This is a genomic window from Kosakonia pseudosacchari (assembly GCF_015167415.1).
GTDB classification, from domain to species: domain Bacteria; phylum Pseudomonadota; class Gammaproteobacteria; order Enterobacterales; family Enterobacteriaceae; genus Kosakonia; species Kosakonia pseudosacchari.
The window spans coordinates 3,070,273-3,083,636 of record NZ_CP063425.1; the positions used below are offsets into that span (position 1 = coordinate 3,070,273).

At 39.2% G+C, this 13,364-nt stretch carries 13 protein-coding genes; all 13 read right to left on the minus strand.

Annotated features, from left to right (window positions below; all coding sequences use genetic code 11):
- Positions 1-10: 10 nt before the first annotated feature.
- Genes glf through rfbA form a run of 13 tightly spaced genes read right to left on the minus strand, consistent with a single transcriptional unit; the run spans position 11 to position 13,355 of the window.
- Complete coding sequence (glf, locus tag IP581_RS14545) at positions 11-1,156, minus strand: UDP-galactopyranose mutase (RefSeq protein ID WP_193820706.1); 1,146 nt, start codon at positions 1,154-1,156, stop codon at positions 11-13.
- Positions 1,153-1,923, minus strand: a complete 771-nt coding sequence (locus tag IP581_RS14550) for a DUF4422 domain-containing protein (protein WP_193820707.1) — start codon at positions 1,921-1,923, stop codon at positions 1,153-1,155. Before IP581_RS14550 ends, glf begins: the two co-directional genes overlap by 4 nt.
- Complete coding sequence (locus IP581_RS14555; RefSeq protein WP_193820708.1) at positions 1,923-2,906, minus strand: glycosyltransferase family 2 protein; 984 nt, start codon at positions 2,904-2,906, stop codon at positions 1,923-1,925. Before IP581_RS14555 ends, IP581_RS14550 begins: the two co-directional genes overlap by 1 nt.
- Entirely contained in the window at positions 2,891-4,252 is a 1,362-nt protein-coding gene (locus tag IP581_RS14560) for a DUF6418 domain-containing protein (protein ID WP_193820709.1), read from the minus strand. The genes IP581_RS14555 and IP581_RS14560 overlap by 16 nt, the downstream gene beginning before the upstream one ends.
- The gene (locus IP581_RS14565) at positions 4,242-5,222 is read right to left on the minus strand and encodes a polysialyltransferase family glycosyltransferase (RefSeq protein ID WP_193820710.1); all 981 of its coding nucleotides are present in this window, start codon (positions 5,220-5,222) and stop codon (positions 4,242-4,244) included. The genes IP581_RS14560 and IP581_RS14565 overlap by 11 nt, the downstream gene beginning before the upstream one ends.
- On the minus strand, positions 5,215-6,396 hold the full coding sequence (locus tag IP581_RS14570; RefSeq protein WP_193820711.1) for a lipopolysaccharide biosynthesis protein: 1,182 nt from the start codon (positions 6,394-6,396) through the stop codon (positions 5,215-5,217). The genes IP581_RS14565 and IP581_RS14570 overlap by 8 nt, the downstream gene beginning before the upstream one ends.
- 59 nt (positions 6,397-6,455) lie before the next feature.
- On the minus strand, positions 6,456-7,508 hold the full coding sequence (pseI, locus tag IP581_RS14575; protein WP_193820712.1) for a pseudaminic acid synthase: 1,053 nt from the start codon (positions 7,506-7,508) through the stop codon (positions 6,456-6,458).
- A complete protein-coding gene (gene pseG / locus IP581_RS14580) occupies positions 7,508-9,040 on the minus strand; it encodes a UDP-2,4-diacetamido-2,4,6-trideoxy-beta-L-altropyranose hydrolase (RefSeq protein WP_193820713.1) in 1,533 nt (510 codons plus the stop codon). Before pseG ends, pseI begins: the two co-directional genes overlap by 1 nt.
- Entirely contained in the window at positions 9,018-9,728 is a 711-nt protein-coding gene (pseF, locus tag IP581_RS14585) for a pseudaminic acid cytidylyltransferase (RefSeq protein ID WP_193820714.1), read from the minus strand. Before pseF ends, pseG begins: the two co-directional genes overlap by 23 nt.
- A complete protein-coding gene (pseC, locus tag IP581_RS14590; RefSeq protein ID WP_193820715.1) occupies positions 9,729-10,880 on the minus strand; it encodes a UDP-4-amino-4,6-dideoxy-N-acetyl-beta-L-altrosamine transaminase in 1,152 nt (383 codons plus the stop codon).
- Entirely contained in the window at positions 10,880-11,911 is a 1,032-nt protein-coding gene (pseB, locus tag IP581_RS14595) for a UDP-N-acetylglucosamine 4,6-dehydratase (inverting) (RefSeq protein WP_228007770.1), read from the minus strand. Before pseB ends, pseC begins: the two co-directional genes overlap by 1 nt.
- Positions 11,912-11,925: 14 nt before the next feature.
- A complete protein-coding gene (gene rfbC, locus IP581_RS14600) occupies positions 11,926-12,474 on the minus strand; it encodes a dTDP-4-dehydrorhamnose 3,5-epimerase (RefSeq protein ID WP_193820716.1) in 549 nt (182 codons plus the stop codon).
- 2 nt (positions 12,475-12,476) lie between these two features.
- Entirely contained in the window at positions 12,477-13,355 is an 879-nt protein-coding gene (gene rfbA, locus IP581_RS14605; protein ID WP_193820717.1) for a glucose-1-phosphate thymidylyltransferase RfbA, read from the minus strand.
- Positions 13,356-13,364: the final 9 nt, after the last annotated feature.

Below are 13,364 nucleotides of genomic sequence, written 5' to 3' on the forward strand. Positions count from 1 at the left end.
ACACCTGACGTTAGCGAGGATTTATATTGAATACAGGCATTCGTCCCTGATTTTTTTGACACTCAAGAAATTTTCTCGCAACATCAATAGCTTCCCGAATAGTAACATCCATATCCAGGTAGCGATACGTCCCAAGACGACCGACAAACGTAGTATTGTTCAACTCCAGCGCTTTATCTAAGTAGCGGTTGAGTAATTCTTTTTCCTTAACCATACGGATCGGATAATACGGAATATCGTCCTCGGAGCAGAAGCGGCTAAACTCACGATAGCAGGTTGTCTTTTCATGCGATTCCCATGGCGAGAAATGCTTATGCTCAGTAATTCGAGTATAAGGAATATCCTCCTCACAGTAATTAATAACCGCGGTTCCTTGATAATCACCATCCGCAGTAAACCTCTCAAAATCCAGTGTACGGTAACCCAGACGCCCTTCACTAAAGTTGAAATAGCCATCCAACGCACCTGACCAGAAAACGTGCTGCCAGGCTGCGCTTCCCGAGGCCACAAACTCAATCCCGGTTCTGACTTCAATAAGTTCGTGATCGAGGATATTTGCCACCATCGCGGTATACCCCTCTTTAGGCATGCCTTGGTATTGGTGATTAAAATAATTGTCGTTGTAATTAAAACGCAGCGGCAAGCGCTTCAGAATGCTGGCGGGTAGTTGCGTAGGCTCGCAGCCCCATTGCTTACGGGTATAACCTCTAAAGAACGCTTCATACAACTCACGACCAATCATGCTGATGGCCTGCTCTTCAAAATTTTGTGGTTCTACAATGGATTTATCAGCTTTGGATTCAATAAAAGCACGGGCTTCATCGGGACGCATCGTTTTGTTGAAAAACTGGTTAATTGTATGCAGGTTAACTGGCAGTAAATAAACGTTGCCTTTATAGACTGCTTTTACGCGATTGGTGAATGGCATAAACTCTGAATACTGATTAACAAAATCCCAAACCTCTTTATCATCCGTGTGAAAAATATGGGGGCCATATACATGCAACATGACGTTAGTTTGTGGATCGCGTTCTGAATGGCAATTACCTGCGACATGAGAGCGTTTGTCAAAAACGACAGATGCGATTCCCTGCTCAGCTAATAATCGTGCAATCACAGCACCAGAGATACCAGCACCTACAATAGCAACTTTCATTTTTTTCCCCAAAAATGTCGTTTTAACAAGCCAATACCTTTCAAAAAAAGGTTTTCGCCATCAATATTCACAATAGGCAAATATTTAATCCGCAGACGCCCCTGCTGGTGATGAAGCCAGACATTGAAGAGACGTTCCGCCATAAAACCAAAAACGCGTTTTTGGTATGCGTCATAGTTCTGATAGCCGATTTTTTTTTCGAGCGCAAACAGTATTGGGAAAAGCCAGGCAAAATATTCATCGATCAATGATTTTTTGCAAACGAACATATTGTAAAGACTGATTTTTGTACCGGCCATAATATGGTCGAAATCAGTCAGATAGTCTGGCTGTTGTAAAACAATTTCGTCGCGAAGTTGAGTATAGTCTGATTCATGATGGGCATGAATATAATGACTTTTAATGCTGGTGATGAAATAGTTTCTGGGTTTAGCTACTAGAATATCAGCGTTTTTTAGCATTTCCTGTAATTCTGCAGGAGAAGCAATACGTTTTCCTTTCACAGTAAGGTTACTGGTAGAAGAAGCGAAATAGCGACGATAATGAACGAGGCCAACGACATCAGCCTCAGAGTTCTTCCAGATCCAGTAAGCAGCGGTTAACTCGCAAAATGAAGGATTAAGCGTGGCAATGTTATCACCGCTGGAATCTCTCACTGCGATACTAGCAATAGGCTGAAAAGCATTTCCGACCTGAAGGGGTATATACCCTAATTCTAAAGGAAAATCGTAAGGTTTATGGCTAACTGTATATACAGTGAGAAGCATCAATGATTCCTTTTATCTGCGAATAAAACAACAGGTCTCAAAATCTTTTCTAAAACATATAAGCTAAGCGTAATTTTTGATGCCATAGCAAGGCATTTAAACTTAATTTTCGAATAACTAACCATAATATTTTTAAAAGTTAAGGCATTAAATTCATTTTTAATAAATTTTCTATAGATTCTACGAGTATTTGCGTCCTCAATGCGAGCCAAGCTAACGAGACAAGACTGAGATAAATTTATAAGAGCAGTGGAGTAAAATACGAATTCCACTTCTCCCTTTTCTTGTCTGGCCTTGAGTAATTTTACAGCTTCAAACATTTTAAACTGCTTTTCAGCCGAATCAGTTGTAATTGACCCACTGCGCTTACGGTAACCATATAAAGGCAAATCGATAAAAGCGACAACAGTTGATTGCTGACTTATATAAGGCGAGGTAAATACATCCTCATATATTATACCAGTAGGAAATTTATTCTCGGTATAGAGATTACGTCTTGCTACTCGAGCCCAAGCAAAATTAGGCATCTGTGACAATTCCTTACGACCTGAATATCTGATCTGCAAACCATTAATATCGTTCGCAAGTAACTTAATTACATTTCCTGAGTAAAACTTTAAGAAATTGAAATAAACAACATCTGTGTTACTTTTTTTAAGTGCAATATCGATCGCATGAATTATTATAGGGCTGATGACATCGTCTGAATCTACAAAAAGGATGTACTCTCCTTTTGCAAATTGCAACCCAAAATTACGTGCATCTGATAGCCCACCGTTTTCTTTCTTATAGTAATGAAAAAACGCTTGTGTCTCACAGTATACTTCTGCAATATGCCCAGAATTGTCTGTTGAACCATCATTAATTAGAATACATTCACATTCATCTGTCATTGCATTTTGAATAGAATCAAGGCAATCCTTCAAAAAACGGTCAACATTATAAATAGGAACTATAATTGAGTATTTTACGCACTTGCCCATTTTTTGATAATTATCCTTTGTAACACGAGAGAATAAAAAGCTATAAAAATCGTGAACACTATAAATTTAGCAGTTAAAAAATAATACCAATCAGACATAATGCAAATTTGAAGGATAAAGTAATAATATTTTAAAACTATAAACCCGTAAAAAAGATCTTTCATTAGAATAGCATTACGTAACAACCATGTGCCGAAACCCGCCCAAAAACCAAAAAAAATTGCAACGATTGGACCAAGAACATTACCAAAGAAATAGTTATAATTAACAGGTGCTCCCATCGTAAAACGTATCCCATTATCAACAAATCGTAAAAACACATCAGAAGGAGTGATCTTTTGCATAAGGAAATACATACCAAAATTCACATTACCTTCATTTAAACCCAAACCAAAACCGTATCTAAGTAGCCAAGCCAGACTCAACTGCGGATTAATAATTTCAGAGGCCGAATCCACAGCCCACCAAACCTGCGCTTGCAACGCGACACGTTCAACCAAGTAACGAATACCTTGTGCTGAGTCCCCATATATTGCTGAGTAGCTTAAATAGGACGAAAACATAAATACTGATAACACAACAAGAATAGTTATCATAATTTTAGGGCGAGATATTACTGAAATTAAATCTTTTTGCAGATAAAAAAGAATCGGTATCAAGAAGAAAAGAATTGATAATGAAGGGCCAGTGAATTTTTCACCACCAATAAATTGCATAGACACAGAGATCACAAGAAGGACTATATATTTTTTAGCTTTGGACTCTGTATATTTAATACCCAAAAGAAAAGAAAACTGAAGTAGCATAAATTGCAAATATCTCCCCCATCCGGGAGCTATTTCACTCCAATATTTGAAACGGTCGACTCCATTAGAGTTTGGTGTTCCATATTTAGAGTAGACAAAAAGGAGTCCCAAAAACGAACCAAACATAATTATTTGTATCAATATATTTATAGACCAGTTAATTTTTTTATCCATAGTATTTACTGGTTGTAAATATTTACTGAGAATCCCAGTAATTAAGATAGTTGTCAGCAAAAAAATTAAAGCTGTAAAACCGACACGAATAGTGGCTCCGCTGAGTTTACCGAACATTCTTATCTCAGATAAATAAGCCCCTCCCTCAACGATAAGACAGCAAATCACGCCCACGCTCATGCAATAAATCATGATAATATTGAGTGCAGATTCCGTATTTTTACTTTTAATACATGAAAGAATAGTAAAAACCCAAACAATTACAAATAATATATTTAAAGACCAAGATGTTAGACCAAGTATATTGACCGACCATAAAAAGAAGGCGCTCAGAAAACAAAAGAAAATAACCATATCAGTGCTCACTTTGAGATAATTCATTAAAAATATCTATCAAAGTCATAGGTTGACTTGCATATTTTTTGAAAAGACATTCTTGCAGATGTGAGCACCTAACAACGCGGTCGAGTTTTTCAAAGCTTAGCCTAAAAGCAGGTGTATTATATATGGCATTCAATAAGATAAGTGACGTGCTATTAAAGCCTATAACTGCAACACAATTAGCAAAATCGAAACATAATTCAACTGGCGTCAGGGTATCTATCACCTTGAGGCCAAGATTTTCGTACAACTGAAAATCTTCTGAAGGATGAGGTTTTACTATCAATTTTAGCTCTAACGTATTTGCTTCACTAATGATGTTGCGAAGATAGTCTATGTATTCGTCCTCAGTAATTACACCAAGTTTAACCCAAGGTTGCGTAAGTAAGAGCAAGTATGAGGTATTTTCATATCGTAGTGGTACAGATTTAGCTTTGATAAACTCTATTATTTGTTGATTGGGTTTAAGTCCATCAAATAATCTCCAAATTTGTTTAGCTAAAATACCCCTCTTTAAATATAAATAAACTAAAGCATGTAAATAAGCTTTGAAGTGATTTATCTTACGCTCACGCATGTAAACTTTTTGCATAGTATGAATATCTGATACTGACCCAATACCTTCATCAATTACTATGTTGCTAATTTTACATGTGATATTTTTTTTTCGCATCGATAAGGCAGGCTTAATACCTACAGAACCGATAAATAGATGCAAAATTTCTTTCCGATACCCCGCTCGAACACCCTTTCCTGGTTTAACATAGGTAACTTTGCCTAACCATTTTTCAATAATATTGGTGTTAATTTTTGTATTGGTCAAGAATCTCAAATTGTTTTCATAATATATTTCGAAGTTAAAGTTACTCTCATTTTTGATCTTGTGTATAAATGATGCCACATAAACTAAATGACTTTCGTTCAGAACCCCAGAAATATATATTACATCAATCATATGTTCCTAACTTGCAAAATCTATATTTTGCTATGAACAACACAGTTATACCGATAAACTGGCTTATAGCTATGCCAATAGATGAATAGAAATAACCTAAAACAACCATTAATAGAATAGTAACCAAAAATGCAAGTATACTAGATTTGATAATATACCTATCTAAATTCCTTGCATATAAATCGAAATGATAAACAAGTGAAATACAATACATTACAGAACCAAGCAGTAATATATAAAACAATGACAGCGAATTTAAAAAATTCTCTTTCCCAATTACTTTAGAAATATAAGGTACGCCTAGTATAAGCATTGCAGTAATGCAGAGACTTGTTATAATTATCGCTTTTAAAAATTTTTGCTTTGTAGCAAAGTATTTTGTTCTTAAACCTTCCTTTGAGTATCTCACCAACCTTGGATAAAAAAGCATTACCACACTTGCATCGACAAAAGCCATTATAGAAGATGAAAAACTAGAAAAGTAAGAATATATACCGACTATTTCTTTATTCCCAAAATAGCCCAGAATATATCTATCTGCGGTAAATATACCGCGCAACGAAAGTGTTGATATTAAAAGAGGAAAACAAACCTTTAGGCCCTGAAATATCCATTGATGATCTATTTTTGATCCGACGATTAGAGATAATGGTATGTTTTTTAAAATTATTATTATAAAAAAAACACTTATTATTTCAGCGGCAATCCAAAAAAACCATATGGTGTAAAATGGAATGTCGGGGTTAATAAAAGCATACGGTATATACGCATATACCCAAAGCCCATTACGGATAAAAAACTGTAAGTTTGCACTGAATGGATATTCATATACTACCAATAATCTCATAACCTCTTGTGAACAATGATCCAATATGATTAAAACAACAAAAATTATGGCTATCATTTTTAATGAAGGCTCGTAAAGCACAAACAAGCAAGTTATTAAAATAGCAAGAAAATAATGAGTGAAATATAAAAAAAACTGATTTTTAAGGAATGAGCTTTGCTCATTTTTCGGAGACCCGATTATTTTCCTTGACGAGTAAGTATAGAAATCGAAACCTAGTAAATAACTAACATAGCTAACGCCAGCTACGATTAGAGCATACTCCCCCAAATTTGACAAAGTATAAGCGTGAGAAATAAATATTATAAGTATGAATTTGCTAGCCAATGCTCCCCCTCTCAAAAAGAGCGGAAGCATTTTATTGAAAATTTTATTTAGTATCATCTTTAATTTTCAATAAACTTTAAATCAAATGGAATGCCTTTATTAATATCCTGATTAATACGTTTCCCCATAATTGCATCATAATACTTGGGTGCTAAACCGAAACCTGGACGAATACTCTTCACATTCTCAGGAGTCAGTTTTTCTCCTTTCTTCATATCTTTTACAACGTAAAGCGAGCGACGGAATTTAACGTTCCCTTTTTCACTCTCTTTTCGCTCATAATTAACGCGACCCAATGCCTGCCATGCAGTTTTAGCATCACGGCAAAGCGCCACTAACTCATCAGGCTCAAGCGAGAAACTGTCATCCGGGCCACCGCCATTACGGTCTAGCGTAACGTGTTTTTCAATAACATTGGCGCCGAGCACAACAGAAGCAATAGCAGTTGTATTATCAATCGTATGGTCAGACAAGCCGGTGATAACACCAAATCGTTCTGCCATATCAGGAATGGTCGCTAGATTGTAATCTTCGGCCGGTGCAGGATAACCGCTTACACAATGCAGAACGACGAGTTCCTTGCAGCCCCCTTCTTTTGCTGCATTGATCGCTTCCTGGATTTCTTGCTCATCAGCCATACCGGTAGAAATAATCATGGGCTTACCGGTTTTAGCGACATATTTAATCAGAGGCAAATCAATGGCTTCGAAGGACGCAATTTTATATGCTGGCGCACCTAACTCTTCCAGTAAATCAACGGCGGTAAAATCGAATGGGCTACTGAAAATAGTAATCCCTAACTCTTTGGCTTTTTCAAATAAAGGTTTATGCCATTCCCATGGCATCTGTGCACCTTTGTATAAATTAAACAGCGTTTGACCGTCCCATAATCCACCATGAATCTGGAAGTCTTCGGTGTCACAATCAATAGTGATAGTATCAGCGCGGTATGTTTGCAACTTTATTGCATCGGCACCTGCAGCTTTAGCTTCCTCCATAATTTTGAAAGCCCGATTAATATCACCATTATGGTTAGCCGAGAGTTCTGCAATAATATAGGGAGGATGGTCTTTACCAATTCTACGACCATCAATAGTAATAAATTCATGCATTATTTTTTCTCACTAATATATTCATCGGGAGATATTTTAATAAAACCGAGACGTTCAAATAACTGATGCGATGCATAATTTTCTGGCAACACTGTAGCGAGAATTGTATCGCCATTATGTAAAATCAAGGTGCGTTTGATAGCCGCGCTTGCAACGCCTTTTCCCTGAACGCTCGCCGTCAGAAATATCGATATTTCATATTTCGCAGATGCATGCCTGATGGGATCCAGTCGTAAAACGCCACATGAACTGCCATGCTCAATGATATAGAATTGTGATTTATCATCATTTAATTTACGCGTCATCCATACGACATGATTTCCGAAAGATGGAATATCCGGATTGCGTGCAAATTTACGCGTATGGGGCTCGCACTGGAGTTGATACACAAAATTAATGTCTTCTTGTGTAGCCAAACGCAGCGTAACGTTAATACCATCTTTGGCAGGTACAGGTATTATTTCCTGAATATCTCGGAAAAGCCCCAGACCATCACAAATATCCGTAACAAGAATTCTTTGCTCATGATACCGTTCAAAAAGATGTTGCACCGCATTAACGAATTCATCTTTATTAAAATTATCTGCATAAAGAACTATTGCACCTGTATTTGAGAGGTTTTTTGCAATCGTCAATTGATTATCCGCAATGGCAATGTTTACAGCCGGCAAGGCCATCGTGCAACGTTCCCAGGTAGTCCCTCCCAACGCACCAATGGCGAAATCGTGCTCAAGCATAAGTTCAGCCATATTGGTTACATTGGTCAGAACTTCAACGTTATAATTTGATTTTGCTGCAAGTGCATATATTTCGTAACGATGAGGGAACGCACTACCTAATATAACGGTTATTTTATCGATATTTTTAAACGCAGCCTGCGCCAGATATTCCAGAACTTTACCGGTTATATTATGCGCATCAACGCCCCCCATTGTGAGCATTAATGTTTTTGGATAATCAACTTTTTCTTTGCATGCAATAGATTGATTTCGTAAGCCTGCAAATAGCGGGTTAAGCAAAGCAAATTTTGTTCCTGCCAAAACCAGACCATTATTCTCATTTAAGGAGGCATATTCTTCGGGACGTCGTTGGTAAGTCTGGTCGATTAACAGATCACAAAAATGAGGTCTGTTACAGAGATCATCAATAACAACCAGGCGAGCACTTGAAAACCGTTTTTTAACTATCTCCTCCCATTCTTTATCAAGAGAATAATGATCAACAATAATAATATCGGGATGTTGATCTTGCTCTTCTATCAAGGAGATAAACTGTAAGGCATCGTCACTCTGGCTACCATTTAGCCAAAATTTCTCATCACGAATGTAAGCATCAGGCGTGTTATCAATAGTTATTATTTTAGTTGAAAAGCCTTCTTGAATAATTTTATCGATAATACTGCCGCGATGATTTTTCGATATAAAAACACACTGCGCCCCTGATTTTCTTAAAACTTTTGCAAGGTTCAAACATCTAATCACATGACCAGAACCAATTGAAAGTGATGAATCAGTTCGCAGATAAATATTCATTTTTGTAGTCCATGGCTTTAAACAGCCATTCAGCAACCTGCCAGTCTTCTGGAGTATCGATATCCTGAACACGTTCGCGCGGAAGCTCTATTGCGCGGGAATCAGCGCTGAATATCGGTTTCTCATTCAACCATGCAGTTGATGTTCCCCAATAAAATTGCCCTGCATCGTGCCAGGATTCTTCAAGATCCTGAGAACGGACATGGAACATTTCTGGCGAAAACATGCTGATACGCTGCTCATCGCTAACTTTAAGTGCGCGCTGGATGGGATACGGAAAGCGGGTGATTGTAAAAGCATAATCACTTTGTTGTTCGCGAATAATGTGAAGCCCGTGAACAATATCTTCAAATTGAATGAAAGGTGCTGTTGCATATATACAACAAACAAAATCTACAATGCAACCCTGATTAGAGAGCCATTCCGTTGCATGACGAATCACCGGGATCGTCCCGGCAAAATCATTCGACAGCTCTTCAGGTCGCATAAATGGGACTTCCGCGCCATATTGACGAGCAACCGCAGCGATCTTTTCATCATCTGTTGAAACAATGATTCGGTCAAAAACGCCGCTCTGTTGAGCGGCTTCAATTGACCAGGCAATCATTGGCTTCCCGCAAAATTCTTTAATATTTTTATGCGGTATTCGCTTGCTGCCTCCACGTGCAGGAATGATTGCCACATTCATTTAAAAAAACTCCCGGATGCATTTGATAACGTAGTCTTGCTCTTCATCAGTCAGCGTCGAATACATAGGAATGCTTATTGCGCGAGAATAATAATCTTCAGCAATCGGATAATCCCCAACTCTATGCCCTAACTGTTCATAGTACGGCTGAGTGTGAACCGGGATATAGTGAACATTGACCCCAATACCCTTGTTACGCAGATAGTCAAATAATTGTTTACGCTGCGCCGGATCGTTTACCGTCAGCGGATAAAGATGCAGGGCACTATAACCGCTCTCTGACTGCGCTGGCATAGATACCGGAATTCCATCGAATGCAGTGTGGTAACGTTTTGCCAGTTCGTGGCGACGGGTTACAAATCCATCAATACGTTTTAACTGGCTTATACCCAGTGCGGCCTGCAGTTCAGTCATGCGGTAGTTAAAACCGAGAGCGACCTGTTGGTAGTACCAGCCACCTTCTGAAGCCCTGTTCATTTTTTCACTATCGCGGGTAATACCATGGCTGCGGAAAAGTTGCATCCTTTCCGCCAATTCATCGCTGTTAGTCAGTGCCATACCGCCTTCGGCGGTTGTGATGATCTTAACCGGGTGGAAGCTCAGGATTGTAACATCAGCGAAACGTGAGTTACCAATTTTAGCCCCTTGATAGCTGCCGCCAATCGCATGCGATGCATCTTCAATAATGGCAAAACCATACTGTTGAGAGAGTTTATGGATAGCTTCCATTTCACACGACTGACCAGCAAACGCTACCGGTACAACGACTTTTGGCAATTCGCCTTCGGCTTTAGCTGCAACGAGTTTGGCTTCAAGAGCGCTGACGCTCATATTGTAAGTCTGTGGATCTATATCAACAAAACTCACATTGGCATCGCAGTAAAGGGCACAATTAGCTGAAGCGACAAAGGTATTCGGCGAAGTCCAGAGCCAGTCCCCTTTGTTCAATCCTAGCGCCAGACAAGCCATGTGAAGCGCAGAAGTTGCGCTATTGACTGCAACAGCATGTTTAACATTAACATACTTAGAAATTGCTTGCTCAAATTGAGGAACGCAGGGCCCTTGGGTAAGAAAATCCGACCTCAGTACATCTACCACTGCACTAATATCTTCTTCAGAAATATCTTGACGACCATAGGGGATAAGTTTCATCAGATGTTGCCTACTTTTTCGCGATTTTCATCAATCCACTGACGGAGTTCGTCAATACTCATCCATTCGGCATTGCTGTCACTTTCATAGACGAAGCCTTCCGGCACGCGCTTACCATCTTTAATACGTTCCGGCGAATCACACCAATTATGAATTGCAGGTAGGATTTTAAAATGTTCTGGATACTCATAGGTGTAAAGAGCATCTTCTGCACTGATCATTTGCTCATGCAGTTTCTCACCAGGGCGGATACCAATGACTTTTTGAACAGCATCCGGCGCAACGGCAGTCGCAATATCAGACACTTTCATTGACGGAATTTTCTTCACGTAAATTTCGCCGCCGACCATATCATTGAACGCATGCCAGACTAACTCAACGCCTTGCTCAAGCGTAATCATAAAACGCGTCATGCGATCATCCGTAATCGGCAACTCACCTTTATCTTTGATAGAGAGGAAGAAGGGGATAACTGAACCACGAGACCCCATAACGTTCCCATAGCGCACTACGGCAAAGCGGGTTTTGGTTGCGCCAGAGTAAGAGTTACCCGCGACAAAAAGCTTGTCAGATGCCAACTTCGTAGCACCATACAGGTTGGCAGGACTACTTGCTTTATCGGTAGAAAGGGCGACGACACGTTCGATACCTTTATCGATGCATGCATCAATAACGTTCATGGCACCGTTAATATTGGTTTTAACACACTCGAATGGATTGTATTCTGCTGTTGGTACGATTTTAGTCGCCGCAGCATGAACAACATAGTCAACGCCATCTAATGCACGATATAAACGATCTTTATCGCGAACATCACCAATGAAAAAACGGATACGGCTTTCATCTTTAAAATGCTTAGCCATTTCCCATTGTTTCATCTCATCACGAGAGTAAATGATGATTTTTTTTGGATTGTATTTTTCCAGGGTCATGCGGACAAATTTATTACCGAACGACCCGGTACCACCTGTAACAAGAATTACTTTATCATTAAACATGTCATTGTACTCTACATAAATTTTAGACGTCATTGCCCGTCATACTTTCATTCAAAAAACTGAACATTATTCCAGATGGGTTGTATTTTGTCTTTCTCAGACAAATTAAAAGGCCCTTCGAGCGGCCAGTTGATTCCCAAAGTTGAGTCATCCCATCGAATGCCGCGCTCAAATGCAGGAGCATAATAGTTTGTTGTTTTATAAAGACATTCAGCATCATCACTCACTACCAGGAATCCATGAGCAAAACCTTCTGGAATCCATATTTGCCGTTTATTTTGTGCTGACAAATTCACACCCACCCATTGACCAAAAGTTGGCGAACTTTGGCGAATATCAACTGCAACATCAAATATTTCACCGACCACACACTGCACGAGTTTCTCCTGCGAGTAAGGGGGCAATTGATAATGCAAGCCACGAAGAACGCCTTTTGATGATTTTGAGTGATTATCTTGGACGAATTCAATTTTCCGCCCAACAACCTTTTCAAAAACTTTCTGATTATAACGTTCAAAAAAAAAGCCACGGTCATCGCCAAAAACAGTCGGTTCAAAAATGAGCACATCAGGAATTGTAGTTTTAATTACATTCATTCTTAATTCCCTTCAATCATTTTTAACAAATATTGACCGTAAGCATTTTTCTTCAATGGTTCTGCTAAAAATTTTACCTGTTCTGCATCGATGAATTTTTTCCGATAGGCTATTTCTTCTGGACAAGAAACTTTAAGCCCCTGACGCGCTTCTATCGTCTGAATGAAATTACTTGCCTCTATTAGACTCTGATGAGTTCCGGTATCAAGCCAGGCATAACCACGTCTCATCATCGCCACCGATAGTCTCTCTTGCATAAGATAGAGGCTATTAATATCTGTTATTTCAAGTTCTCCCCGCAAAGAAGGCTTTAAACTTTTTGCCATTTCCACGACATCATTGTCATAAAAATATAACCCCGTCACTGCATAGTTACTTTTAGGTTTAACAGGCTTCTCTACCAAGCTAATCGCCTTACCTGCCACATCGAATTCTACAACGCCGTATCGCTCAGGATCGTTTACATGATAAGCAAATACTGTCGCACCATTCTCTTTATCAACGGCTTCTTCCATCAGTTTTGGCAAATCATGACCATAGAAAATATTATCCCCCAGCACCAGTGCACAAGAATCGTTACCAATAAATTCTTCGCCGAGGATAAATGCCTGCGCCAACCCGTCCGGGTTTGGCTGTACTTTGTAATGAAGGCTTAAACCCCACTGGCTGCCATCGCCGAGAAGTTGCTCAAAGCGCGGCAGATCCTGCGGGGTGCTGATGATTAAAATATCGCGAATCCCCGCGAGCATCAGCGTGGATAACGGATAGTAAATCATTGGCTTATCATAAATCGGCAGCAGCTGTTTGCTCACAGCCATTGTCACCGGGTACAGACGAGTTCCCGAACCGCCCGCCAGTATAATTCCTTTACGTGTTTTCATTTTGTAATC